The 23854-nt window shown below is 69.1% G+C and carries 26 protein-coding genes; 14 read left to right on the forward strand and 12 right to left on the reverse strand.

From position 1 onward, the window contains the following. The 3 genes from OG811_RS06135 to OG811_RS06145 are packed head-to-tail and all read right to left on the reverse strand — an operon-like array spanning position 1 to position 3103. Positions 1-1008: an ABC transporter permease gene (locus OG811_RS06135; RefSeq protein ID WP_406072725.1), complete on the reverse strand. Its 1008-nt coding sequence runs from the start codon at positions 1006-1008 to the stop codon at positions 1-3. Beyond that, positions 1005-2042 carry an ABC transporter ATP-binding protein gene (locus tag OG811_RS06140; RefSeq protein ID WP_406072726.1) on the reverse strand — a complete coding sequence of 346 codons (1038 nt, stop codon included), beginning with the start codon at positions 2040-2042 and terminating at the stop codon, positions 1005-1007. Before OG811_RS06140 ends, OG811_RS06135 begins: the two co-directional genes overlap by 4 nt. Further along, positions 2039-3103 (reverse strand): ABC transporter ATP-binding protein, encoded by a 1065-nt coding sequence (locus tag OG811_RS06145; protein WP_406075565.1) that lies wholly within the window; start codon positions 3101-3103, stop codon positions 2039-2041. Before OG811_RS06145 ends, OG811_RS06140 begins: the two co-directional genes overlap by 4 nt. Before the next feature lie 278 nt (positions 3104-3381). Between OG811_RS06145 and OG811_RS06150 the strand changes: the two genes are divergently transcribed. The 6 genes from OG811_RS06150 (at position 3382) to OG811_RS06175 (ending at position 10856) form a co-directional block, all read left to right on the forward strand. After that, positions 3382-3930: a Uma2 family endonuclease gene (locus OG811_RS06150; RefSeq protein WP_406072727.1), complete on the forward strand. Its 549-nt coding sequence runs from the start codon at positions 3382-3384 to the stop codon at positions 3928-3930. Between the two features lie 33 nt (positions 3931-3963). Next, the gene (locus OG811_RS06155) at positions 3964-5400 is read left to right on the forward strand and encodes a TldD/PmbA family protein (RefSeq protein ID WP_406072728.1); all 1437 of its coding nucleotides are present in this window, start codon (positions 3964-3966) and stop codon (positions 5398-5400) included. Further along, complete coding sequence (locus tag OG811_RS06160; RefSeq protein WP_406072729.1) at positions 5397-6794, forward strand: TldD/PmbA family protein; 1398 nt, start codon at positions 5397-5399, stop codon at positions 6792-6794. The genes OG811_RS06155 and OG811_RS06160 overlap by 4 nt, the downstream gene beginning before the upstream one ends. Before the next feature lie 253 nt (positions 6795-7047). Further along, the gene (locus OG811_RS06165) at positions 7048-7854 is read left to right on the forward strand and encodes a hypothetical protein (RefSeq protein WP_406072730.1); all 807 of its coding nucleotides are present in this window, start codon (positions 7048-7050) and stop codon (positions 7852-7854) included. 12 nt (positions 7855-7866) lie between these two features. After that, positions 7867-9795, forward strand: coding sequence for a fumarate reductase/succinate dehydrogenase flavoprotein subunit (locus tag OG811_RS06170; RefSeq protein ID WP_406072731.1), 1929 nt, complete (start codon positions 7867-7869; stop codon positions 9793-9795). Beyond that, positions 9792-10856: a succinate dehydrogenase/fumarate reductase iron-sulfur subunit gene (locus OG811_RS06175; protein ID WP_406072732.1), complete on the forward strand. Its 1065-nt coding sequence runs from the start codon at positions 9792-9794 to the stop codon at positions 10854-10856. The genes OG811_RS06170 and OG811_RS06175 overlap by 4 nt, the downstream gene beginning before the upstream one ends. A 181-nt stretch (positions 10857-11037) precedes the next feature. Here OG811_RS06175 and OG811_RS06180 read toward each other — a convergent pair whose 3' ends face one another. Beyond that, positions 11038-11475: a (deoxy)nucleoside triphosphate pyrophosphohydrolase gene (locus tag OG811_RS06180; protein ID WP_406072733.1), complete on the reverse strand. Its 438-nt coding sequence runs from the start codon at positions 11473-11475 to the stop codon at positions 11038-11040. Positions 11476-11657: 182 nt separating this feature from the next. Between OG811_RS06180 and OG811_RS06185 the strand changes: the two genes are divergently transcribed. Further along, positions 11658-11966, forward strand: a complete 309-nt coding sequence (locus OG811_RS06185) for a 4a-hydroxytetrahydrobiopterin dehydratase (protein WP_406072734.1) — start codon at positions 11658-11660, stop codon at positions 11964-11966. Here OG811_RS06185 and OG811_RS06190 read toward each other — a convergent pair. Both OG811_RS06190 and OG811_RS06195 read right to left on the reverse strand, forming a co-directional pair. Continuing rightward, complete coding sequence (locus tag OG811_RS06190; protein WP_406072735.1) at positions 11953-12366, reverse strand: VOC family protein; 414 nt, start codon at positions 12364-12366, stop codon at positions 11953-11955. The two genes, OG811_RS06185 and OG811_RS06190, sit on opposite strands and share 14 nt — an antisense overlap. 5 nt (positions 12367-12371) lie before the next feature. Continuing rightward, positions 12372-12716, reverse strand: a complete 345-nt coding sequence (locus OG811_RS06195; RefSeq protein WP_406072736.1) for a DUF1801 domain-containing protein — start codon at positions 12714-12716, stop codon at positions 12372-12374. 116 nt (positions 12717-12832) lie between these two features. Here OG811_RS06195 and OG811_RS06200 point away from each other — a divergent pair, with 116 nt between their 5' ends. The 4 genes from OG811_RS06200 (at position 12833) to OG811_RS06215 (ending at position 15613) form a co-directional block, all read left to right on the forward strand. Beyond that, positions 12833-13717, forward strand: coding sequence for a LysR family transcriptional regulator (locus OG811_RS06200; RefSeq protein WP_406072737.1), 885 nt, complete (start codon positions 12833-12835; stop codon positions 13715-13717). A 66-nt stretch (positions 13718-13783) separates the two neighbouring features. After that, on the forward strand, positions 13784-14146 hold the full coding sequence (locus tag OG811_RS06205) for a PH domain-containing protein (RefSeq protein ID WP_030337500.1): 363 nt from the start codon (positions 13784-13786) through the stop codon (positions 14144-14146). Between the two features lie 227 nt (positions 14147-14373). Further along, positions 14374-15105, forward strand: coding sequence for a class I SAM-dependent methyltransferase (locus OG811_RS06210; RefSeq protein WP_406072738.1), 732 nt, complete (start codon positions 14374-14376; stop codon positions 15103-15105). Positions 15106-15238: 133 nt separating this feature from the next. Beyond that, positions 15239-15613, forward strand: a complete 375-nt coding sequence (locus OG811_RS06215; RefSeq protein WP_406072739.1) for a VOC family protein — start codon at positions 15239-15241, stop codon at positions 15611-15613. Positions 15614-15754: 141 nt separating this feature from the next. Here the strand turns inward: OG811_RS06215 and OG811_RS06220 are convergent, their stop codons facing one another. From OG811_RS06220 to OG811_RS06235, 4 genes are all read right to left on the reverse strand, one after another. Beyond that, on the reverse strand, positions 15755-16198 hold the full coding sequence (locus OG811_RS06220; protein ID WP_406072740.1) for an SRPBCC domain-containing protein: 444 nt from the start codon (positions 16196-16198) through the stop codon (positions 15755-15757). Between the two features lie 2 nt (positions 16199-16200). After that, positions 16201-16551 (reverse strand): ArsR/SmtB family transcription factor, encoded by a 351-nt coding sequence (locus OG811_RS06225; RefSeq protein WP_406072741.1) that lies wholly within the window; start codon positions 16549-16551, stop codon positions 16201-16203. Beyond that, positions 16548-17006, reverse strand: a complete 459-nt coding sequence (locus OG811_RS06230; protein ID WP_406072742.1) for an SRPBCC domain-containing protein — start codon at positions 17004-17006, stop codon at positions 16548-16550. Before OG811_RS06230 ends, OG811_RS06225 begins: the two co-directional genes overlap by 4 nt. A gap of 773 nt (positions 17007-17779) precedes the next feature. Then, on the reverse strand, positions 17780-18970 hold the full coding sequence (locus tag OG811_RS06235) for a helix-turn-helix domain-containing protein (RefSeq protein WP_406072743.1): 1191 nt from the start codon (positions 18968-18970) through the stop codon (positions 17780-17782). Positions 18971-19461: 491 nt separating this feature from the next. Here OG811_RS06235 and OG811_RS06240 point away from each other — a divergent pair, with 491 nt between their 5' ends. Beyond that, entirely contained in the window at positions 19462-20220 is a 759-nt protein-coding gene (locus tag OG811_RS06240; RefSeq protein ID WP_406072744.1) for a helix-turn-helix domain-containing protein, read from the forward strand. Positions 20221-20381: 161 nt separating this feature from the next. Here OG811_RS06240 and OG811_RS06245 read toward each other — a convergent pair whose 3' ends face one another. Further along, positions 20382-21152 carry a class I SAM-dependent methyltransferase gene (locus OG811_RS06245; protein ID WP_406075567.1) on the reverse strand — a complete coding sequence of 257 codons (771 nt, stop codon included), beginning with the start codon at positions 21150-21152 and terminating at the stop codon, positions 20382-20384. Positions 21153-21192: 40 nt separating this feature from the next. On the opposite strand from OG811_RS06245, the gene OG811_RS06250 reads away from it, so the two are divergent. After that, positions 21193-21765 carry a DUF3592 domain-containing protein gene (locus tag OG811_RS06250; protein ID WP_406072745.1) on the forward strand — a complete coding sequence of 191 codons (573 nt, stop codon included), beginning with the start codon at positions 21193-21195 and terminating at the stop codon, positions 21763-21765. A gap of 241 nt (positions 21766-22006) precedes the next feature. Next, complete coding sequence (locus OG811_RS06255; protein WP_406072746.1) at positions 22007-22408, forward strand: hypothetical protein; 402 nt, start codon at positions 22007-22009, stop codon at positions 22406-22408. A 281-nt stretch (positions 22409-22689) separates the two neighbouring features. Here the strand turns inward: OG811_RS06255 and ychF are convergent, their stop codons facing one another. Further along, positions 22690-23775 (reverse strand): redox-regulated ATPase YchF, encoded by a 1086-nt coding sequence (ychF, locus tag OG811_RS06260; RefSeq protein ID WP_406072747.1) that lies wholly within the window; start codon positions 23773-23775, stop codon positions 22690-22692. Positions 23776-23854: the final 79 nt, after the last annotated feature.

Raw genomic sequence — 23854 nt, forward strand, 5'->3', positions numbered from 1 at the left:
CTACCGGGACGACTTCGGGTCGAGCGCGTCACGCAACGCGTCGCCGAAGAGGTTGAAGGCGAACACCAGCGCGAAGATCATGATGCCCGGGAAGAACACGTACGCCGGGTCGGTCTGGAGGAAGTCCAGACTGCGGTAGATCATTCGGCCGAAGCTCGGCGTCTCGTCGCTGAGGCCGACACCGATGAACGAGAGCGCGGCCTCGCTGGTGATGAACTGCGGCACCGCCAGGGAGAACGAGACCAGGATCGGCGCCCAGATGTTCGGCAGGAGCTGCCGGAAGAGCATGTGCCCGAGCCCGGCGCCGCTGGCCTTGGCCGCCTCCACGAATTCCCGCTCGCGCAGCGCGATGACCTGTCCGCGTACCAGTCGGGCGGTGCTGGTCCAGCCGAAGATGGCGAAGACGGCGATCAGCACGCCCACCCCGAAGGCGGACGACACCTGCCCCCGCTCGCCGTAGAAGCGCAGCGTGATGGTGGGGGTGAGCGCCAGCGCGATGATCAGGAAGGGCATGGCCAGGGTCAGGTCGGTGATCCAGTTGATCACCGCGTCGAGCCAGCCACCGAGATAGCCGGCGAGCGCACCGAGCACGACCCCGATCGTCGCGGTGATCAGGGCCGCGGCGAGGGCGATGAACAGCGAGGTCCGCAGCCCGTAGATCAGCCGGATGAAGATGTCCCGGCCCAGCCCCGGCTCCAGACCGAACCAGTGCTTCCCGGTGACCCCACCGGCGTAGCCCAGTGGCATCCCGAAGCCGTCCAGCAGGTTCTGGAACTGCTCACGCGGCCCGATCCCGTAGACCATCTCGATCAGCGGGGCGGCCAGCCCCACCAGCATGAAGAAAACGAGCAGCGCACCACTGACCACGGCCGTCCGGTCGCGGCGCAGCCGCAGCCAGGCGAGCTGACCTGGCGAGCGGCCGACGACACCCTTCACCGCGGGCGTGCCCGTGCCGGTGTCGGACTCGATCTCCGCCAACGCCACACCCTCCACCGGGGACAGGCTCACGGCGACACCTCCTCGATGACCTGGGCAGTCGACCCCGCGGGTTCCGGGCCGGCGCTGGCTGCATCCCCTTCTGGGAAGTGACACGCGGTGGCCTGCCGGCCCCCGTCGCGCGGGACCAGCGCCGGCTCTTCGGTGGCGCAGATGTCCTGCGCCTTCCAGCACCGGGTGCGGAACCGGCAGCCCGACGGCGGGTCGAGCGGGGTGGGCACGTCGCCGGTCAACCGGATCCGGCCCGCCGGGCCGAGCTGGGTGACGTCCGGGATCGCCGAGAGCAGAGCCCGGGTGTACGGGTGCTGTGGGCGCTCGTAGATGTCCGCCCGGTCGCCGATCTCCACGATCCGGCCCAAATACATCACCGCGACCCGCTGGCAGAAGTGCCGGACCACGGCCAGGTCGTGCGCGATGAACACGAACGCCAGGCCAAGATCCCGTTGCAGGTCGCGCAGCAGGTTGACGACCTGCGCCTGGATCGAGACGTCCAGCGCGCTGACCGGCTCGTCCGCGACGATGAGCTTGGGCCGCAGGGCGAGCGCGCGGGCGATGCCGATGCGCTGGCGCTGCCCACCGGAGAACTCGTGCGGATACCGGTTGTAGTGCTCCGGATTCAACCCGACCAGTTCCAGCAGCTCCTGCACGCGGGCCTTGATCCCACCCGGCGGCTTGATCCCGTTGACCTGCAACGGCATCGCCACGATCCGGCCGACGGTGTGCCGGGGATTCAGGGACGCGTACGGGTCCTGAAAGATGATCTGAAGTTCCTGGCGCAACGGGCGCAACTCCCGGCGGCCGGCGTGCGTGATGTCCCGCCCGTCGAACTCGATGCTGCCGCTGGTCGGCTCCAGCAGCCGCACCAGCATCCGGCCGGTGGTGGTCTTGCCGCAGCCCGACTCCCCCACCAGGCCGAGCGTCTCGCCCGGGCGCACGTCGAAGTCGAGCCCGTCCACCGCCTGCACCAGGCCGGTGGAGCGCAGCCCCTGGCGTACCGGGAAATGCTTGGTCAGGCCGCGTACCCGCAGCAGGGGTTCATCGGTCATCGGGCCACCCCCACAGATGCGATGTCCTCGGCGTAGAGCGCGGCCCGCTCCTCGGCGCTGAGGTGGCAGGCGACCAGGTGGTCGGCCTCGCCGGCCAAGCCCGCCGGGCGCAGCTCGGGCACCTCAGTGCGGGACCGGCCGCCGGTGCGCTCCGCGTACCGGCAGCGCGGGTGGAACGCGCAGCCGGGCGGCAGGTTGATCAGGCTGGGCGGGTTGCCCGGGATCGGCAACAGGTCCGCGTCCGCATCGCCGTGCAGCGACGGCACGCTGGAGAGCAACCCCCAGGTGTACGGGTGCTGCGGCGAGCGGAGCACCTGCTCGACGCTGCCCCGCTCGACGGCCCGGCCTCCGTACATGACCAGCACCTCGTCGGCGACCTGGCCGACGACCCCGAGGTCGTGGGTGATCAGGATGATCGCGGAGTGGAACTCAGCCTGCAGGTCGGCGAGCAGGTCCAGGATCTGCGCCTGCACGGTGACGTCCAGCGCGGTGGTCGGCTCGTCGGCGATCAGCAGCGCCGGGTCGTTGACCAGGGACATCGCGATCATCGCGCGTTGGCGCATGCCGCCGGAGAACTCGTGCGGGTACTGGTCGAAGCGACGCGCCGGTTGCGGGATGCCGACCCGGTCCAACATGTCGACCGCTCGCTGGCGGGCCTCGCGCCGGTTGGCCTTCGGGTGGTGCACCCGGTACGCCTCAGCGATCTGCCGGCCCACCGTGTAGTAGGGGTGCAGCGCCGACAGTGGGTCCTGGAAGATCATCGCCATGTCCCGGCCGCGCAGCCGGCGTACCTCCTCGTCTCCGAGGCCGACCACCTGCCGGCCGCCGACGGAGATCTCCCCGGTGATGGTGGTCCGCTTGGGGTCGTGCAGGCCGAGGATCGCCAGCGAGGTGACGCTCTTGCCGGAGCCGGACTCGCCGACGATGCCGAGGGTGCGGCCCCGCTCGACGGCGAACGACACCCCGTCGACGGCGCGCACCACGCCATCTTCGGTGTCGAACCGGACCCGCAGGTCACGCACCCGCAGGTAGGCGTCCTCGTTGCCACGCTGCGCCGGCACGGCGGGACGGTCGTCCGGTTCCCCGGACGGCGCCGGATCCGAGTTGTCCACGGCCGCCTCCCTCAGTGACGAAGAGAACTTACAGGAAAATCCTGAGGGTGAAAATAAGCTACAAAGTCGGCACCTGTCAGCGGGCCAGAGCGTAACGAGTCGGCATCGGCCTGAACACCCCAGTCACCTCGCCATCCACGCCCATTCATGGCTCTGATCGCACGTCAAGTGCGATCATTGGGCGAGTAGCCAGCAGAGGATGCCCGTGGCACGAGGTGGAGGTGACGATGACCGCGGCGGTGTTCAACCACGAAGGCCCGTGGACCGAAGAGGAGTACCTCGCCCTCGGCGAGACGCAGCAACGCGTCGAACTCTTCGACGGGAGCCTCCACGTGACCCCAGCCCCCACCCCCCGACACCAGAACATCTCCGGCGAACTGCGCGCGGCCCTACGGGCTCCGGCTCGTGAGGCCGGTCTGCACGTGCTGGAAGCGGTGAACGTCCGACTCAGGCCCGGCCGAATCCCGATCCCCGACCTCGTGATCACCGGCCCGATCGACTTCGACGAACTCAACGTCGAGGCGGGTGATGTGCGGCTGGTTTGCGAGATCATCTCGCCGAGCAACGCGTCCACCGACAAAGTGCTCAAGATGCACTACTACGCATCGGCCGGGATCGAGTGGTACCTGCTGGTGGAGCAGGCGAATGGCACGCTGCACCTCTACCGACGGCAGGGCAGCCACTACACCGAGCAGTCCGTGACCAGGCCAGGTGACCTGCTCGTGCTCACCGAGCCGGTGAAGGCCACCATCCGGCCGGAGGAACTGCTTCCCTGACGGGTGTCGGGCGGCTGGCCTAGGGTCGGTCGCATGACCGAGTTCGACGCTGCCACCGCCGCCGTGCAGGCCGCCCTCGACGCGGGCGCCCGGTACGCCGACGCCCGGGTGATGCACCGCCGCTACGAGTCGATGACCGCGCGCAACGGCGACGTGGAGGAGCTGACCCAGGACGAGAGCATCGGGCTCGGTGTCCGGGCGCTGGTCGGGGCGAGTTGGGGCTTCCACGCCGTACCCGATCTCTCGGACGCCGCAGCCCGCGACGCCGGCCGTCGTGCGACGCGGACCGCCAAGGCGAGCGCCCGGGTGCCCGGCCCGCCGGTCGACCTGGTCGCCGTCGAGGCGGTCACGGCGAGCTGGGCCTCCGGTTGCCAGATCGACCCGCTCGGGGTGCCCCTGTCAGACAAGGGCGACCTCCTGGTCGGCGCGACCCGGACGATGGCCGAGCACGGCGCGGACCTGGCCGAGGGCCTGTACCAGATCTGGGACACCGCGAAGTGGTTCGTCTCCAGCGAGGGCCACCGGATCGACCAGCGGATCCGCGAGTGCGGCGGCGGCATTTCGGCCACCTCGATCGGCGACGGCGAGACACAGCGCCGGTCCTGGCCGAGTTATCGGGGGCAGTACGGCACCACGGGCTGGGAGCTGGTCGAGTCGCTCGACCTGGCCGCGCACGCCGCGCAGATCGCCGAGGAATCCCGGGCGCTGCTCACCGCGCCGCCCTGCCCGGCCGGCGAGACGGATCTGATCCTCGGCGGTGAGCAGCTCGCCCTGCAGATCCACGAATCGGTCGGGCACGCCATCGAGCTGGACCGGATCCTGGGCTGGGAGGCGGCGTTCGCCGGCACGTCCTGGCTGGACCTGGCCCAGCTCGGCGCACTGCGCTACGGCTCGGAGCTGATGAACATCACCATCGACCCGACGATCCCGGGCGCACTGGGCAGCTTCGGCTTCGACGACGAGGGCTCCCCGGCGGTCAAGCGGGACGCGGTCCGCGACGGTCGCTGGGTGGGTGTGCTCGCCGGCCGGGACTCCGCCGCCCTGGCCAGCCTCGACTATGGCGGCAGCGTACGGGCCGACGGGTGGGCCCGGCTGCCCATGGTGCGGATGACCAACGTCGGCCTGGAACCCGGCCCGCACACTCTGGAGGAGATCATCGCGTCCACCGACGACGGCGTGTTGATGGACCTCAACCGGTCCTGGTCGATCGACGACAAGCGGCTCAACTTCCAGTTCGGCTGCGAGGTCGGCTGGGAGATCAAAAAGGGTCGGCGGGGGCGGATGCTGCGCAACCCCACCTACACGGGGATCGGCCCGCTCTTCTGGCGGTCGATGGACATGCTCTCCAGCGAGACGGTCTCCTGGGGGACGCCCAACTGCGGCAAGGGCCAGCCCGGCCAGGTCGGGCACACCGGTCACCCGGCCGCGCCGGCCCGCTTCCGCAACGTCCGGGTGGGGGTGTCGGCGTGAGCGAGCTGGAGCTGGCCGGGCAGGTCGTCGAGCTGGTCCGGCGCCTCGGCGGTCCGGGCGCACAGGCCGATGCGGTGGTGACGCGGGCGGACCTGGCGCTGACCCGGTTCGCCAACTCGGCCATCCACCAGAACGTCGCGGAGTCGACCGTCGGGGTCCGGCTGCGGCTGCACGTCGACGGTCGGACCGCCGCCGGCAGCGGCAGCGTGGTCACGGCCGACGGGCTGCACGCCCTGGTCGAGCGCACCCTGGCCGCGGCACGGCTCTGCCCGCCCGACCCGGGCTGGCCAGGGCTGACGCCGCCCACTCCCACACCGGACGCGCCGCCCGTCGACGAGGCCACCGCGCACGCCGAGCCGGATCAGCGTGCCTACCGGGTCGGCGCGTTCGTGGCCGCCGCCGGGGGCCTCAGCACGGCCGGCTACTGCCGCACCGCGCACCGCTCGTCGGCGTACGCCAACTCGGCCGGGCACACGGCGTACGGCCGCTCGGTGGAGGCCGCGATGGACGGCATCGCCCGCCGTGACGGCGCGGACGGGGTGGCCCGGCGCTGCGCCGACCGGCTGTCCGACCTCGACGGCGCCGAGTTGGGCGCGCAGGCCGCGGCGAAGGCGCAGGCGGCGGCCGACCCTACGGAGCTGCCGCCGGGGCGCTACGAGGTGGTGTTCGAGCCGGCCGCCGTGGCGGACCTGCTGCAGAACCTCTCCTGGCACGGCTTCAACGGCAAGCGGTACGCCGAGCGCCAGTCGTTCGCCGAGCTGGGGGCGGCCCAGTTCGACTCGACGGTGACCCTGGTGGACGATCCGCTGGGCGCGTCGGGGCTGCCGTTCGACGCGGAGGGCACCGGTCGACGGGCACTGACCCTGGTCGACGGGGGCACCACCCGGGCGCTGGCACACGACCGACGGACCGCTGCCGAGGCGGGTGCCCAGTCCACCGGGCACGCGGTCGCGGGCGGTGCCACCTGGGGCCCGATGGCCCGCAACCTGCGCCTGTCCGGCGCGCTGGCCGGCCCGGCCAGCGCGGTGGGCCGCAGCACCACCGGCGGGGCCGGCGGCGCGGTGGTCGACGCGGACACCGCAGCGCTGGTCGCCGGCGTACGCCGAGGGTTGCTGGTCACCGATCTCTGGTACACCCGGGTGCTCGACCCGAAGAGCCTCGTCGTCACCGGGTTGACCCGCAACGGCGTCTGGCTGATCGAGGACGGCACTGTCGTGCGCGCGGTCCGTGACCTGCGGTTCACCGAGTCGTACCCGCGGGCGCTCGGTCCGGGGGCCGTGTTGGGGCTGGGCACGCGGGCGGTGCGCCAACCGGATCGGGTGGACGGTGCGTGGTGGGCCGCGCCCTCGCTGCGACTGGCATCCTGGCACTTCACCGGAGGTGCCTCCGGCTGAGCGCGGTGGCATCCGCACCAACGCCTCACCGATCGGTGTTCCAGGGCTTTTCCGCAGGTCAGACACACGGGACGGTCCCTTGCGCGGACGGCTCGCAGAGATCGGCGTAACGTGTGTCACTTAGCTGCGTCGGTCGAGCCGGCGCGGTCGTTGGTGTGCGCATGACGTGGCAGCGGGTGCGGGTTCGCCGGACCGCGTGCCGACCGGAGAAAGATCAGCCCGCCCGTACGGGCCCGTCGAGGAGACGACTCGAATGACTTCAACGGCAACGAAGCCGCGAGGAGCGCGGGCGCGCGCTGCCATCGCGGCAAAGACGTTGCGTACCGACCGCTGGTGGTTCGCCCCGCTGATCACCGTGATCGGGCTCAGCGCCTGGGTCGCGTACGCGACGGTCCGGGTTTTCATGCACGACTTCTACTGGGTCGCGGAGCACCACTACCTGACCCCCTTCTACTCGCCCTGCGTCACGGAGCGGTGCATCGAGGGCGCCTCGCACTTCGGCCGGTTCCTGCCGGGCTGGTGGATCATCCCGGACGCCGCGCTGACCCTGCCGTTCCTGCTGCTGTTCCGGCTCACCTGCTACTACTACCGCAAGGCGTACTACCGGTCGTTCTGGCTGTCCCCGCCGGCCTGCGCCGTGCCGGACGGCCACAAGGAGTACGGCGGTGAGACCCGCTTCCCGCTGCTCGGTCAGAACCTGCACCGCTACTTCTTCTACGCCGCCGTGATCATCTCGCTGATCAACTCCTGGGACGCTGTCCTCGCCTTCCACTCGCCGAAGGGCTTCGGCTTCGGGCTGGGCAACATCATCCTGCTGTTCAACGTGGTGATGCTCTGGGGGTACACGATCTCCTGCCACTCCTGCCGGCACATCATCGGCGGCCGGCTCAAGCACTTCTCCAAGCACCCGGTGCGATACAAGGCCTGGACCTTCGTCTCGGCGTTGAACGTCCGGCACATGCAGCTCGCCTGGATCACCCTCGGCACCCTGGCGCTGGCCGACTTCTACATCATGGCGCTCGCTGCCGGCTGGTTCTCCGACCTGCGGTTCATCAACTAAAGGGCCCCTGACATGACCACAACCACTCGCATCGAACGACACCACTACGACGTCGTCGTCATCGGGGCCGGCGGCGCCGGTCTGCGCGCGGCCATCGAGGCCCGGCTCGCCGGCAAGAAGACCGCGATCATCTCCAAGTCGCTCTTCGGCAAGGCGCACACGGTGATGGCCGAGGGCGGCGCGGCCGCCGCGATGGGCAACGTGAACAGCCGGGACAACTGGCAGGTGCACTTCCGCGACACCATGCGCGGCGGCAAGTTCCTCAACAACTTCCGGATGGCCGAGCTGCACGCGAAGGAGTCGCCGCAGCGGATCTGGGAGCTGGAGACGTACGGTGCGATCTTCGACCGCACCAAGGACGGCAAGATCTCCCAGCGCAACTTCGGCGGCCACGAGTACCCGCGCCTGGCGCACGTTGGCGACCGGACCGGCCTGGAGCTGATCCGCACCCTTCAGCAGAAGATCGTCTCGCTCCAGCAGGAGGATCACCGGGAGTTCGGCTCGTACGACGCCCGGATCAAGGTGTTCTCCGAGACCACCATCACCGAGCTGCTGCTCGACGGTGACCGGGTCGCTGGCGCGTTCGGCTACTACCGCGAGTCCGGGGAGTTCGTTCTCTTCGAGGCGCCGGCCGTCGTGCTGGCCACTGGTGGCGTCGGACGCTCCTACAAGGTCACCTCGAACTCCTGGGAATACACCGGAGACGGGCACGCGTTGGCGCTGCGCGCCGGGGCGACGCTGATCAACATGGAGTTCCTCCAGTTCCACCCGACCGGCATGGTGTGGCCGCCCTCGGTGAAGGGCATCCTGGTCACCGAATCGGTACGCGGCGACGGTGGCGTACTGAAGAACTCCGACGGCAAACGGTTCATGTTCGACTACGTCCCCGACGTCTTCCGCAAGCAGTACGCGGAGACCGAGGAAGAGGCGGACCGCTGGTACACCGACCCGGACAACAACCGGCGTCCGCCGGAGCTGCTGCCCCGCGACGAGGTGGCCCGCGCGATCAACAGCGAGGTCAAGGCCGGCCGGGGCTCCCCCGCCGGTGGCGTCTTCCTGGACATCGCGAGCCGGCGCTCGGCCGACGAGATCCGCCGACGGCTGCCGTCGATGTACCACCAGTTCAAGGAGCTGGCCGACGTCGACATCACCGCCGAGCCGATGGAGGTCGGGCCGACCTGCCACTACGTGATGGGCGGCGTGGAGGTCGACCCGGACTCGGGTGCGGCCTTCGGCCACGTACGCGGGCTGTTCGCCGCCGGTGAGGTCTCCGGTGGCATGCACGGCTCCAACCGACTGGGCGGCAACTCCCTGTCCGACCTGCTGGTCTTCGGCAAGCGGGCGGGCGGGCACGCGGCCAGCTACGCCGACGGGCTGGCCGCCCGGCCGAAGGTGGCCGTGGACGCGGTCGAGGCTGCCGTGGAGACCGCCCTCGCGCCGCTGCAGCGGGACACCGGCGAGAGCCCGTACACCCTGCAGCAGGACCTCCAGGCGGTCATGGGAGATTTAGTAGGAATCATCCGCCGGCACGGCGAGCTTGAGGACGCATTGGGCCGGCTGGCCGAGCTGCGGGAGCGGGTGGCCAAGGTGAGCGCGGCCGGCGGCCGGCGCTACAACCCGGGCTGGCACCTGGCTCTGGACCTGCGCAACATGCTGGTGGTCTCGGAATGCACCGCGAAGGCGGCGCTGGAGCGCCAGGAGTCGCGCGGCGGGCACACCCGGGAGGACTATCCGGCGATGGAGCCGAAGTGGCGGCAGGTGAACCTGGTCTGCACGCTGGACGGTGACACCGTGCAGCTGACCCGGAAGCCGCTGCCGAAGATGCGGCCCGAGCTGATCGGCCTCTTCGACCGGGTCGAGCTGGGCAAATACCTCACCGACGAGGAGCTGGCCGACTTCGACGCTCTCGTCGTCGACGCTGGAGAGGCGGACAACCGATGAGCGGGAAGCGTCAGTTCCGGATCTGGCGGGGCGACGAGACCGGCGGGGACCTGCAGGACTACATGGTGGAGGTGAACGAGGGCGAGGTCGTCCTCGACGTCATCCACCGTCTGCAGGCCACCGACGCGCCCGACCTGGCCTGCCGGTGGAACTGCAAGGCCGGCAAGTGCGGTTCCTGCTCCATGGAGATCAACGGCAAGCCGCGGCTGGGCTGCATGACCCGGATGTCGACCTTCGGCGAGGACGAAACCGTCACGGTCACGCCGCTGCGCACCTTCCCGGTCATCCGGGACCTGGTCACCGACGTCTCGTTCAACTACGAGAAGGCACGGGAGACCCCGGCGTTCGCCCCGCCGGCGGATGTCGCACCGGGTGACTACCGGATGCAGCAGGTCGACGTCGAGCGCTCGCAGGAGTTCCGCAAGTGCATCGAGTGCTTCCTGTGCCAGACGGTCTGCCACGTGATCCGCGATCACGACGAGAACAAGCAGGCGTTCTCCGGCCCGCGGTACTTCATCCGGGCAGCCGAGCTGGACATGCACCCGTTGGATGCCCGGACCGACCGCAAGGAGTACGCGCAGGCCGAACAGGGCCTCGGTTTCTGCAACATCACCAAGTGCTGCACCGAGGTCTGCCCCGAGCACATCAAGATCACCGACAACGGGATCATCCCCATGAAGGAACGGGTCGTCGACCGCAGGTACGATCCCCTTGTGTGGCTTGGTAGCAAGATCTTCCGTCGGGGCGAGACGCCCCAGACCAGCGTGACCACCGCCCGTCAGGGCTCGACGTCGCCGGCTGCGGCCAGGGGCGGGGTGCACTCGCACGCGGGCCGTTCGCACGACCCGCGGGCCGAGGCGCAGGCGCAGAGCGGCGTCAACTGGGACCGGGAGGTGCCCCACCCGACCGCTCCGGCGGTCGACGACCGGGGCCGGTTGCCGCTGACCGAGCTCACCTTCGACCGGGCCGCCGCGCCGTCGCCGTTCGGTGACGACGTGGCCTTCCCGCTGCCTCCGGAGCACCTCAACTTCGCGCACCCGGACCAGGACAAGAAGCACTGACAAGACCACCAAAACGAGGGCTACCGGCACTGCCGGTAGCCCTCGTCCCATACCCCCACCCCACCCCCACCCCACCCCTCGTGGTTGATCATGAAGTTATTGCCATGCTCTCCGGCGTGTCGCAGCAATAACTTCATGATCAACGAGTGCTGGAAGAGAGACCGGGGCACTCGTGGGGCGGTTAGGGGGTCAGGAGGGGGCGGAGGGCCGCCACTATGGGGGCATCGGCGGGGAGCCAGGTGACCGAGTCCAGTTCGTTGGCCGCGAGCCAGCGGAGCGCCTCGTGTTCCAGGGCCTGCGGCTGGTCACCGCCGATCAGGCGGGCGGCGTAGACCTTGAGCACCGAACGGCCGTGTGCCATCCGCACGTCGCGGCCGACCCGGTCGCCGATCTCGACGCGTACGGCCAACTCCTCGGCGCACTCCCGGATCAGCGCGTCGGTCTCAACCTCCCCCGGCTCGACCTTCCCGCCCGGAAACTCCCACATTCCCGCCACCTCGGGCGGGGCGGCGCGCGCACAGGCGAGCACCCGCCCGTCCCGGATGATCGCCGCACCGACGATCACCTTCAGGTCCCGTCGTTCGGCCTGCCCGCCATCATTCGCCCGTTCGGTCCGCACGGGCGTCCAGGGTGCCAGATCAATCGGCGGTTTGGGTACCGTAACCGTCCGCTAGGCCAGTAAGACACGGAAGTGTGGGCGTGGACACCCCTTCCGAGCAGCGACAGACTAGGGGCACCGACAAGACACGGGATGGCGACGATTTGGCCACAAGCCGGCAACGGCGCTTGGGGGGTGCGGTGATGCGCGTGCTGTTCAACAGCAGGGCCAAGCACGACTACCTTGCCGACGCGTTGACCTTGCTGTCTGGTTGGACACGCGAAGGCGAACAGATCCGACGGACGCTCGCGATCGACGATACCCAACACGCGGCACTAACTGAACGGGTCAAGGTGGTCGCGGATGCGCTACACCTGCGACCCGAGATCAGCCGCGGGTCCGACAGCACCCAGATCCGGGTCGGGCACGGCAACGACGAGCCCCTGACCGAGGGCGAGGTCCTGCTGGCCGCCCGCATCGAGGACGCGTATCGAGCGGTCACCGAGGGCTGACGACCGTTTCCGAACCCGACCCCGCGTCCTGCGGGTACCAGCGCAGCTCCACCGAGTTGCCGTCCGGGTCGCTGACGTAGATCGAGGTCGCCGAGCCGCGGGCGCCGAACCGGCTGACCGGCCCGGTCAGCACCGTGAAGACCCCCGATTCGATCACCTGCGCCCAGTCCAGTGGTGCCACCACCAGGCAGAAGTGGTCGACGTTCGCGCCCTGCGGCTCGCCTCGGACGAGGTCGATGATGCTGCCCGGGCTGATCCGCACCGACGGGAACGGGACGCTGCCCGCCCGCCACTCGTCGACCCGTACCGGTGCCAGCCCGAGCTGGCCGCAGTAGAAGTCCAAGGACCGTTCCACGTCGGCGACGGTCAACACCAGGTGGTCGAAACCAGTCACCCGCACCGCGCTCACTCCTCCTCCAGGTCGGCCGCCGAGCGCAGCCAGTCGGTGAACAGCGCCGGGTTGATGTCCGCGACGCCGCTCAGCTTCACCGCTGCCATCGCCCGCGCACCGGGTATCAGCCGCCCGGACGGGTCGACGATCTCCTGCCCACGCCACAGCCCGAAGGTGACGTACGACCCGTACGCCTTGACCAGGCAGATTGGCCGCTGGCCGGGCCGGTCGCCCAGGCCCCAGACCGGGTGGCCGTGCCACATCGCGCCGGTCGCGCCGGGCAGGGCCGTCGCGATGATCGGCGTCAGCTTCTCCCCGATCTCGCGCAGTGGGCCGGCCAGGTAGTCGTTGATGCTCATCTCGCAGCCTCTCGGTCGGGTCGTTCCCTGCCGCGTTCACGATCCGCTGCTCGGAGCCGCCGACCAAGACCGACTGCCGCTACGATCGTTGACCACAAGTCAACGGTGGGAGCGGCGTGCTGGAGCGGTACGAAGTCGAGACGTTCCTGACCCTGGCCGAGGAGCTGCACTTCGGTCGGACCGCCGAACGGCTGCGGGTCAGCACCGGCCGGGTCAGCCACGTCGTCAAAAAACTGGAGCGCCAGATCGGCGCACCACTGTTCGCCCGGACCAGTCGGGTCGTCCGACTCACTCCGATCGGCCGGCAACTCGCCGACGACCTGTCCCCACTGGTCGCCGGGATGGACGAGGCGGTCCGCCGCGCGGTCGACGCCGGCCGGGGCGTCACCGGGACGCTGCGGGTGGCGTTCCTCGGCGAGTGGACCGCGCCGGTCCTGCTTCGGGCGGTGGCCCTGTTCACCGAACGGCACCCCGACTGCCGGGTCGAAGTGCGCGAGGCGCAGCTGTCCAACACCCGGTCCGGCCTGCTGGACGGCTCCACCGACGTGCTGATCGCCTCGTACCCCTTCGACGGGATGGCCACCGGCCCGGCGCTGCTCTCCGAGGATCGGGCGCTGGCAGTGGCCGCCGGGCATCCGCTCACCCGGGAACGGTCCGTCTCGCTGGAGGTGCTCGCCGACCACCCGGTGGTGCAGTACCCGACCGTGACCTCGGTGGAGTTCAAGCGGGACCGCACCCCGGAGCGCACCCCGTCCGGCCAGCCGATTCCTAAGGGCCCCGCCGGCAACACCTTCTCCGAGATGCTGTCCCTGGTCGCGCTGGGCCGGGGTGTGCTGCCGGTGGGCGAGCACACGCGGCGCTACTACCCGCGCCCCGACGTGGCGTACGTGCCCATCCACGACGCGCCACCGATCGAGCGAGGGCCGGTCTGGCTACCCAGCAACACCACCACCCGGGTACGCGAGTTCGTCCGCGCCGCGACCGACGCGAACGCCCGGTGAGGCACGGCGAGTTCCTGGTCATCGCCCACACCGGGCGGCTGGCGCCGGTTTTCTAGCCTGGGACACATGGCGAACATCGCGTACGACCGCAAAGAGCAGGTCCAGCAGATCGAGAGTGGCCTCCTCGAGGGTGAACAGATCATCGCCGTCTACGACGCGGTCGGCACCGGCACCGGGTTCATCGGGCTGACCGACCGACGGGTGATCATCCAGGACCGCTCCTTCGTCGGAAAGCGGTTCGCGATCACCAGCATCCCGTACTCGAAGATCACCAGCGTGAGCGTGGTCAGCAACAAGTCCTGGGGTGGCTCGTTTTTCTCCACCGGTGCGATCGCCATCCACGTCGGCACGCACACCTACGAGGTGGAGTTCCGTGGCGCACAGAAGAGCCACCACGTGCACAACGTGATCCTGCACCACATCTCCTGACCGCCCAACCCCGCCGTCGGCCCGGCTGGCGTAATTGCCTTGCCGGGCTGTGACGCCCTCTGATGTCCTCAGTCGACAGCCGCGCGAAGGGAGCAACCACCATGCCAGTCCCGACGAAATCTCCCGAATCGACCGTCATCCGGCCTGATGAATCGAGGCTTCGTGGAATCTGCTCCCCTGCCGACGACGCGGCTACGCGCCACTGACACCAAACCCGGAGGCCGCTGATGTCGGTCTTCGACGATCCCGGCCTCTTCGGCCGGCTGTGGGCCGCCGGGTACGACGACGGAGCCAACCCCGACCCGGCGCCAGCCGTCGACTTCCTGGCTGATCTGGCCGAGGGTGGTCCGGTCCTCGAGTTGGCGATCGGCACCGGCCGGGTCGCACTGCCGCTGGTCAGACGCGGTCTCACCGTGCACGGCGTCGAGGCGTCCGAGGAGATGCTGGCGCAGTTGCGGGCCAAGCCCGGCGGCGACCAGATCCCCGTGGTCGTCGCCGACATGGCGGACGTGCCGGTGCCGGGTGAGTTCCGGCTCGCGTACCTGGTCTTCAACACGCTGTTCAACCTGGTGGACGCCGAGCGGCAGGCGGACTGCTTCCGCAACGTCGCCCGGGTGCTGTCGCCCGGTGGCGCGTTCGTCATCGAGGCGTTCGTGCCCGACCCGCGCGACTTCGACTCCGACGAGCAGGTGCAGGTGCGCACCGTGACCGAGGACTCCGCGACGATCCGGCTGCACCGGTACGACCGGCCGGCGCAGCGGTTCATCCGGCAGACCATCACCTTCGACGGGGACGGCGTACACCTGAAGCCCTTCGCCATGCGGTACGCCTGGCCGCACCAGATCGACGCGATGGCGCAGCAGGCGGGGCTCCGGCTCACCGAGCGGTACGCGGACTGGCAGCGACGACCGTTCGACGCGGACAGCACGGCCCACATCTCCGTCTACCGTGCGGAGTAGCGGCGGTTGGTCGACTCCGGTTCCGGGAACCCGGGGTGTCGAGGTCTCCTTGACCCCCCGACGTCAAGGAACCGGAGTCGATCTCCGATCTGATGGCCGTGGAACGTCGTACCTGGGCTGCACAATTCGACGCATGTCTGAGTCTTCGCCGCAGCGGCACCACGCCATCGACTACCTGGAGTTCACGGTCACCGACCTTGATCGGGCAAAGCGCTTCTACGCGGAGGCGTTCGGGTGGCAGTTCAACGACTACGGGCCGGGGTACGCCGGCATCCGCAGCCCGCACGGTGACACCGCACCCGAGGTGGGCGGTCTCCGTGTGGACCAGGACGTGCGGGCGGGCGGGCCGCTCGTGCTGCTCTTCTCGGCCGACCTCGACAAGTCCGTGCAGGCTGTGCGGGACGCGGGTGGCGAGGTGGTGAACGGGCCGTACGAGTTCCCCGGTGGTCGTCGATTCCACTTCACCGACCCCAGCGGCAACGAGCTGGGCGTCTGGGCCGAGCACTAGCGCGCGAGCTGCACCCCTGACCTGTCACCGCGCCAGCGGTTGATCGACTCCGCTTCCCGGAACTCGGGGTGTCGACGAGACGACGACACCCCATCCTCAAGGAACCGGAGTCGATCTCCCGGCGGTGCAGCCGTCCCGAGATCAGTGCCAGTCGCTGATGCTGACGTCGTCCGGCGCCGGCCTGCCGCGCCCGGTCTCCACCAGCTCCTTGAGACTCATCAGGAAGATCGCCCACTTGGTGCTGCAGTGGTGCATGAATTCGACCGGCTCGCGCCAGCCCTCGTGCGTGAACTGGACGATCGTGTACTCGCCGCGCTGGTCGAGACGCCAACTGACCTCGGTGCCGACCCATTCCTCGGGGCCGTCGACGACCCGCCACCGCACCCGGCCTGCGGGGTCCAGGTCAAGGACCTCCATGTCGAATCCACCGGCGTCGCCGAACCGGAAGGCCAACTGCCCACCGACCTCGCTCTTGCCCACCGTGTCTGTCGTCCACCAGCCGGCGAGCCCTTCTGGAGTTGCCACCGCTCGGTAGACGTCGTCGAGCGGGGCGACGACGCCGACCCGGTGCAGAATGTCGACCATTCTCATGCTCCTTGGTTGTTGTGGCGGTTGCGTTCGATCGCCTCGGCGATCCGCTTGATCCGGCGGAGTCGGGCGTCCCAGCTGGAGCCGACCGCCGACAACTGCGCGACGGCTCGGGCGAGCTGCGCCTCGTCGACCTGGTAGTGACGCTCGCGACCGGCCGGCTCGGCGTGAATCAGCCCGACCCGGTCCAGGACCGCCAGATGCTTCGAAACGGCCTGGCGAGTGATGGGCAGCCGCCTGCTCAACGACGTGGCAGTGCCCGGCCCATCGGAGAGAAGAAGATCGATCATCGTACGCCGGGTGGGGTCGCCGATCGCCGACCACAGCTCATCGTCGACCGCCGTACTCATGGGGTCGCGACCAGCCGCGCGACGTACGTGCCCAGCCTGCCGAGGTAGTGGTCCCACCCGTTCTCGTGGTCGCGGTACTGCTCCTCGAGGACGGCGATCTCCCAGCCCATCTCGCGGAACCCGGTCTCGGTCATGCGGACCAGGGTCCCCGCACCGCTGGGGACCAGGTCGAAGGTGACGAGCAGCGACTGCCCGCTCCGATCTGCGTCCGTGAAGCACCACCGGAAGGAGAATCGCTTCGGAGGGTCGACCTCGACGACGGCGAGTGCGACGGTCTGCGTCTCGCCCGTGTCACCGTTACGCCACACCAGCTCACCGGGTGCGCCCGCGACCGGCTCGAATCGCGCGTCGTCAGGCCACCACTCCCGCATGTGCTCGGGCTGGCTGACGACCTCGAAGACCGCCTCGGGTGACGCGTCGACCTGAATGTCGCGCTCGATGGTTCCCTGCTCCATGCGTCTCAACCTTTCGCAACCTTTGGTTGCACTTAACCTACGGCATCCTGCGCGCCTTGCGCAACCTTTTGTTGCTACTGGCGGTGCAGGCGATGCCACCCCGCTGCGGGAACAGCGGGAAACCTCCTGGCGCTAACGGTCCTGAACAACTCCTCACCGCAGTCACCAACGTCGTCGGCGGCGCGCCGACCGCACGTGCCGACTTCGAGGCTGAGCCGACCGCCTACCGATGGACATTGCAGCGGCGCGGCTCGGAGGTTGAGACCCGCCTCCTGGAGGTGCCCTCGGACCGCGTACCCGACCACGGTGTCGGCGCCAGCAGGCTCATCTGGTCAAGCAGCCAGTCCGTCGACACTCTCGCTCGGGTCGTCGTCCGCGCGTTCGACGCCGTCAGCAGCCGGGGGTGTGATCTCCAGACGTTAGGGCGGCGGTCGTGGTGGCAACCCCTCCGAAGACCGCTCCTGACGCCGAATGACTGACCCGAACGTCGGACGAGGGGGTCGGCACCTAACCATCGCCCTCTTTGCGCTGCTTCAACCCAGGCAACACCGCGCGTCCGATATCCGGACACCGGGTGTTGCCTCCGCTGAAGCAGAGCAAAGGAGGACCCGAACACCCTCGCCACCGGAGGGACGCCCAGTGACCAAGCCCTTGCCTCGCCGACCCCGCCCTCACGCAACGGCGTTGACATCCAGGATCGAGCGTGACCTTGGCGGGCCACGAGGCCGAAGCCCCGCATTCGGGCCGGGTGCGAACAGGAAGTGGGGTCATGCTCAGACCACTCCGAGGCTGAAGGCGAGTTGGGTGATCATCGCCGGGGCGTCAGGGTCACGGGCCACCTGCGCGACGACCTCGCGGGCCGCCGGCCGGTGCCGTACCTCCGCAGGCGCGATGCCGTCGGCCTGCACCAGGACCCGAGCCGCGTTGCCGGGGTCGTCGATCTGGAGGTAGGCGCGAGCCGCGTCGACCAGGTGTGCCGCTCGGTGCTCGACGGGCAACCATCGCCACCCTTCTCGGCGGGTCGCCTTCTCGTGCCAGGCGACCGCGTCCTGTCCGTCGCCGAGATCGACGGCAGCGGCGACCTGTGCCAGTTCGACGGCGGTCGGTCCGAAGGCGGTCCGGTAATGGTCGTGTCCGTCGCCCACCCGAGCGGCCAGCTCGGTAGCTTCGTCGAACAGATCGACAGTGGCGCGGTCATCACCGGCTCGTGCCGCCATCAGCGCAGCTTGGACCAGGAGCGACCCGCACAGCGACAGCTCTTGCGGTGTGCCCTCATCAAGGTCGCGTGGGGCGATCAGGTACGCAGCCGCCAGCATCACCGACCTCGCTCGCGCCGACGCTCGGAGCACTTGGCCAAGCTGCACCGCTGCGGCAGCCACCAGCAACCGATCTCCGGTCGCGGCGGACATCGCCCGGTCGTCCGCCAGCCAGGCGAGGCTGACCTCGTCCAGCTTCACCAGCATCGACGTCGTCACCCGGTAGGACTCGACCAGTGCGACACGGCAACCCTCCGGATCCGATGCGTGAGTGCGCTGAACCTCGGTCAACAGCTTTGGCAACAGCTCCATCAACTGCGGATACCGTGCGTGCTGGTACGTGGTCCACGCGTGCCCGACCTCCCGGGCGAGACGGTCAGCCGGCACCGTCGGTCGGCGCGCTGCCGGCCGGCCAAGCGCCATCTCGTACGTGGACAGCGCTGCCCGAATTCGCGCGACGCCCTCGATCTGCTCGGTCACGTCGACGGGCCGCGCATCGCGCCCGAGCAGCGCTGCGGTGTCGACCCGCAGGACAGCCGCGACGTCTCGGATGGTCGACACCCGCTCCAGCGATCGGACTCCGCGCTCGACCTTGTCCACCCAACTCTTCGACTTGCCAAGGCGATCAGCGAAGGATTGTTGCGACAGCTTCCGGCGGGCACGCAAATACGCGACCCTCCGCCCGATCGGCAGGTGATCACTGCTCACGACGCCACCGCCGCTCCGGAACAGCCCGAGTCGTCTCCTCGACCGGTATTCGCTCCGCCTCGGCCTGGGCGAGGATTCGCTGTTTCGCCGCCTTGCGCTCTGCCGCTTCCGCCTGCTCACTCCGGCTTGACCCTGGATCGTGCTGCGTACCGCTCACCTGTGACTGCCCGCTGAGGGACACTGCGATGGACTCGGGAACGATGCCCCGTTGCTCGGAGGCGTGCCTGCGCCAGCGACCAGTTCCCGGCTGCGACTTGCTCCCGGCTCCGGATGCGCTGCCCAACGCCTGGCGGGGCGGTAGTCCGGCCCGCTTCCGCACGAGCTCCCGGGGATCGATGTCGCCATGGTTTGCCTCCCTCCGCGCGGACGCGGTGCGTCCGACCGTCCGCGTCTGCACCTCACGATGCCGTCTTTCTGTCGCCGAATGCGACGACACAGAACATGGCATAGCGGGCACAGTAGGGGCGACATTTAGACGACAGTCGCCTAATGTGAGGTGCATGACAACCCCCAATGCCGCCCTTCGGGCAGTCCGCGCAGGGATGCGGATGAGTCAGGACGACTTCGCCCGCGCACTTCAAGCCGCAGGCCACCGCGCAGGCGAACCCAATGACGCCAACAAGCGGCTCGTCCAGCGGTGGGAGTCCGGTGCGATCGCCGCGCCGCGGCCCGTCTACGCCCGCGCCTTGGAGGTCGTCACCGGCTTGCCCATCTCGCTTCTCGGGTTTGCCGAGGTGCCCAACGGCCAAGCCGCCGAGGACCAGCGTGGTGGCCACGACCTGACGTCGCCGATGTCCGACCTGGCCACGCCGACTTCCGCACGCCGGTCCGCCGCCGCCCACGGGTCATACGAGGGCGTGTGGCTCAGCCGCTACCAGTACCACTCCAGCGGGCGAGAAGAGTCGTTTGCCGGGCAGCACTACGTGGTCGTGATGCAGCACGGGGACCGACTAAGCGTGCGCAGCCTCCCGGGCTCGGCCGCGTCGTCGCTGTCGCTCGACCTCACCGTGGACGGCAGCGTCGTCACGGGCACGTGGGTGGAGCAGACTGACCCGGGCGGCTACTACCGGGGCGCCAGGTATCACGGCGCGATCCAGTTGCTGGCAGAGCCCACCGGCAGGCGGATGGCCGGCAAGTGGGTCGGGTTCGGCAAGGACATGGATGTCAACACCGGGCCGTGGGAGCTGGTCTTCCAGGACGCCTCGACCTCCAAGGCGACCCTCGATCGGTACAACGTCCCCATCGTGTAGCTCCCACCATCAGCCTTGCAGACAGCATCGGCCCTGGCTCGCCGCGGAGTACGCGGTCGTCCACGGCGAAGAGGCCGTCCGTCCCTGACGCCACGAGGCGCCGGCCCGCTGTGCCCACCTAGTCCGCGCCGCCGGAAGAGACGGCACCGGAGCGCGGACCGTCACCGCCGCCGGGCGCGCAGCGCGCCGGTCAGCATCGGCAGGGTGAACTCGCCCTGCGCGGTTTCGGGTCTACTCCCGAGGAAGGCGCGGATCCGGCCGAGCGTGGCCGCCCGTTCCTGTTCGGGCATGACCAGCATCCCGGCCCGCGTCGCGAGCGTCGCGACGAGAGAGTCGGCGGTACGCCGCTGCCCGTGCGGGAACTCGACCTGCTCCGCCGACCCGAACCACGCGACCAGGCCGGTGCTCGGAACGAGCATGTCCGCCGTCGCCGTACGCCAACTGCTCAACGTGTCACGCGGGCCGATGGCCGCACTTCCGCTGACCCGTTCGAGCCCGGCAACCCAGTCGATCCGGTCGTCCATGACGTTCCACAGACCGGCAAGGATGCCGCCGGGGGCGAGGACCCGGGCGATCTCCGCCCCAGCAACGGCCATGTCGAACCAGTGCAGGGCGTTGCCGGCCAGCACGGCGTCGACGGACGCGTCCGGCAACGGGATGGCCTCGGCGCTGCCCGGCAGGGCACGGACCGCTGGCAGCGCACGGCGTAGCTCGGCGCGCATCGCCGAGTCGGGTTCGACCGCCACGACATCCGCGCCCACCGCGATCAACGTCGCGGACAGCTTGCCGGTGCCGGCGCCCAGGTCGAGCACACGTAGACCGGGCGCAGGCTCCAGCGCCCACCGCACCGCGGCCTGCGCGTAGTCCGGGCGGTGCTCGGCGTACGCGGCAGCGGCCGCGCCGAACGACGATCGGAGCAGTTGTTCAGCGATGCGGTCAACCTACCGCCAGTTGTGGACATCGACTGCGACCATGGCCACCGTGCAGATCTTGTGGAGCTGGTGGCGCGTCCGCTACCCCGCCTACGTACTCGGCCTCGCGGTCGGAATGGTCATGATGTGGCTGCCCGTCAAGACCTTTCAGGACAACGACGCCTGGGAGAGTCGACTGCGGGTCGATGGTGTGCCAGCCCCGGCAGTCGTCGATGAACTGGTGCACAAGCGGCGGAACAGCAACACGATGCACCTGCGCTACGAATTCGCCGGCGCCCAGCGTCAGGCCGAGGTTGGCTGCTGGGAGGTCTGCCTACGGGCGGGCAGTGCGGTGCGGATCTGGGTCAACCCCGACGACCCAGATGATTTCGTTACCGATTTCGGCGTGCTCAGTGGGCATCGAGGCCGGCTGCAAGGGGTGGTCGGGGCGGCAGGTCTGGTTCTGTCCGGGTCGATGGCACTGGCCGTGATCGCCCGCCTGTACCAGCAACGACGTGACCGCCGACGACGCGACTGGCAGCAGCAACAACGAGACCAGCGCCAACGACAGTTCGTCAACGCCAGGGTCGGAACGAAGCGCAAGCCGAGCAGGCGCCACTATGGCCAGCAGTAAAGCGCCGCGAGTGCTCGGGCAGGCCGGCAGGGCAGCGAACACAGACCGAGCCTGGCGACGCCGCTGTCCTCGCAGAGACTGGTTCTCGCACAAAAGCGATAACCACTGACCCATTCACCTTGGCCTACGAAGCAAACCCCTGCTCAAGCCACGTTTATCTATCCGTTACCAAGTGCGGGCTTCGCAGAGACTGCGGTAGCTATACGGTCCAACTTAGACACCTACAGATAAGGAGAAGTTGATGAGGAAAGCAACGCCGAGGAGACTCGCAGCGGCTGGCGGCGCCCTCACGCTCGCGTTTGCCGGCATTCTTCCGATCGCGGCACCGGCAGCTGCGGCGGTCGAGCCCGTTCCGAGCGCAACGGCGAACGAAGTGGGCGCCGTACCGACGGAGGTCGGAACGATGGCCTCCTGCTCGAACTGGACGCCGCACATGAGGCGGGTCATCGTCGGCAGCGCCGCGGTGCACACCAGCTATTCGGGGTCGTCCACGGTCATAGCCCACTGGAAGTCCAAGACGCTTTTCCGTATCGACAAGCGCTGCGTAAACGACGCCGGAAACCTGTGGTGGCACTCGGACTGCTGCACTGGCGTCAAGGGCTGGATCTGGAACGACTATACCGAGTTCGCCCACTACAACTGACCAGGCCGACAATGGGCAGTTGGCTCAGCGCATGGCGTGCGTCGCTCCTCAACAATGGCGAGGAGTGCGTCACCTCGAATATCATCTACCCGGGCGCGGAGCACTCAAAGTCGGCGCAGTGACCGGCCTGATGATCAGGTAATAGCAAAAGCAACCATCTGGCGACTAGCCTCATGCCTCGTCGGTGAAGTGGTCAGGGCGACAAGGTACGGCGTCCTGCCGGACATTTAGCCTTGTCGCCCGCCGCGTCATCCTCGCCCAAGGCGGTCGCCAGACCAGTTTCAGACGTTGAAGCGGAACTCCACGACGTCGCCGTCCTGCATGACGTACTCCTTGCCCTCGATGCGGACCTTGCCCGCCGCCTTGGCCGCCGACATCGAGCCGAACTCGACCAGGTCGTGGTACGAGACCACCTCGGCCTTGATGAAGCCGCGCTGGAAGTCGCTGTGGATGACACCCGCGGCCTCCGGCGCGGTGGCGCCGACCGGGACGGTCCAGGCGCGTGCTTCCTTGGGGCCAGCCGTGAGGTACGTCTGGAGGCCGAGGGTGCGGAAGCCGACCCGGACGAGCTGGTTGAGGCCGGGCTCGTTCTGCCCGATCGACTCCAGCAGTTCGCGGGCCTCCTCCTCGGGCAGGTCCACCAGCTCAGACTCGATCTTGGCGTCCATGAAGACGGCCTCGGCGGGGGCGACCAGGGCGCGCAGCTCGTCGAGGAACGCCTCGTTGGCCAACTCGGCCTCGTCGACGTTGAAGACGTACAGGAAGGGCTTGGTGGTGAGCAGGTGCAGCTCGCGCAGGTGCTCCAGCTCGATCTTCGCGGCGGCGGCCCCGGAGTAAAGGGTGGTGCCGCCGTCGAGCACCTCGATGGCGGCCTTCGCGGCGGCGACCGCGGCGGCCCGGTCCTTGCGGAGCTTGGCCTCCTTCTCCAACCGGGGCAGTGCCTTGTCCAGGGTCTGCAGGTCGGCGAGGATCAGCTCGGTGTTGATCGTCTCGATGTCGTCGGCCGGGGAGATCTTGCCGTCGACGTGCACCACGTTCGGGTCGGAGAAGGCCCGGACGACCTGGCAGATCGCCGAGGCGTCCCGGATGTTGGCCAGGAAGGCGTTGCCCCGACCCTGCCCCTTCGACGCGCCACGCACCAGGCCGGCGATGTCGACGAACGACACCGGGGCGGGCAGCACCTTCTGCGAGGAGAAGATCTCGGCCAGCTTGCCCAGCCGCTCGTCGGGGAGCCCGACCACGCCGACGTTGGGCTCGATGGTGGCGAACGGGTAGTTCGCCGCCAGCACGTCGTTCTTGGTCAACGCGTTGAAAAGCGTGCTCTTGCCGACGTTGGGCAGGCCGACGATGCCGATGGAGAGACTCACGACCAGCCAGCTTACGCGGGTGCCTGCCGGGCCGGTCCAGGCGGCTCCGCTCCGGCCGCGCCGGGCGGTCGATCGTCGC

The organism is Micromonospora sp. NBC_01638 (genome assembly GCF_045209745.1).
Taxonomy (GTDB): Bacteria; Actinomycetota; Actinomycetes; order Mycobacteriales; family Micromonosporaceae; genus Micromonospora.

Coding starts and splice junctions, on each gene's coding strand:
- OG811_RS06215 (WP_406072739.1), top strand. CDS start 15,239: ATGTCTGAGTCTTCGCCGCAGCGGCACCACGCCATCGACTACCTGGAG.
- OG811_RS06175 (WP_406072732.1), top strand. CDS start 9,792: ATGAGCGGGAAGCGTCAGTTCCGGATCTGGCGGGGCGACGAGACCGGC.
- OG811_RS06210 (WP_406072738.1), top strand. CDS start 14,374: ATGTCGGTCTTCGACGATCCCGGCCTCTTCGGCCGGCTGTGGGCCGCC.
- OG811_RS06185 (WP_406072734.1), top strand. CDS start 11,658: ATGCGCGTGCTGTTCAACAGCAGGGCCAAGCACGACTACCTTGCCGAC.
- OG811_RS06170 (WP_406072731.1), top strand. CDS start 7,867: ATGACCACAACCACTCGCATCGAACGACACCACTACGACGTCGTCGTC.
- OG811_RS06255 (WP_406072746.1), top strand. CDS start 22,007: ATGAGGAAAGCAACGCCGAGGAGACTCGCAGCGGCTGGCGGCGCCCTC.
- OG811_RS06165 (WP_406072730.1), top strand. CDS start 7,048: ATGACTTCAACGGCAACGAAGCCGCGAGGAGCGCGGGCGCGCGCTGCC.
- OG811_RS06155 (WP_406072728.1), top strand. CDS start 3,964: ATGACCGAGTTCGACGCTGCCACCGCCGCCGTGCAGGCCGCCCTCGAC.
- OG811_RS06225 (WP_406072741.1), bottom strand. CDS start 16,551: ATGAGTACGGCGGTCGACGATGAGCTGTGGTCGGCGATCGGCGACCCC.
- OG811_RS06205 (WP_030337500.1), top strand. CDS start 13,784: ATGGCGAACATCGCGTACGACCGCAAAGAGCAGGTCCAGCAGATCGAG.
- OG811_RS06250 (WP_406072745.1), top strand. CDS start 21,193: ATGGCCACCGTGCAGATCTTGTGGAGCTGGTGGCGCGTCCGCTACCCC.
- OG811_RS06140 (WP_406072726.1), bottom strand. CDS start 2,042: ATGACCGATGAACCCCTGCTGCGGGTACGCGGCCTGACCAAGCATTTC.
- OG811_RS06220 (WP_406072740.1), bottom strand. CDS start 16,198: ATGGTCGACATTCTGCACCGGGTCGGCGTCGTCGCCCCGCTCGACGAC.
- OG811_RS06195 (WP_406072736.1), bottom strand. CDS start 12,716: ATGAGCATCAACGACTACCTGGCCGGCCCACTGCGCGAGATCGGGGAG.
- OG811_RS06150 (WP_406072727.1), top strand. CDS start 3,382: ATGACCGCGGCGGTGTTCAACCACGAAGGCCCGTGGACCGAAGAGGAG.
- OG811_RS06230 (WP_406072742.1), bottom strand. CDS start 17,006: ATGGAGCAGGGAACCATCGAGCGCGACATTCAGGTCGACGCGTCACCC.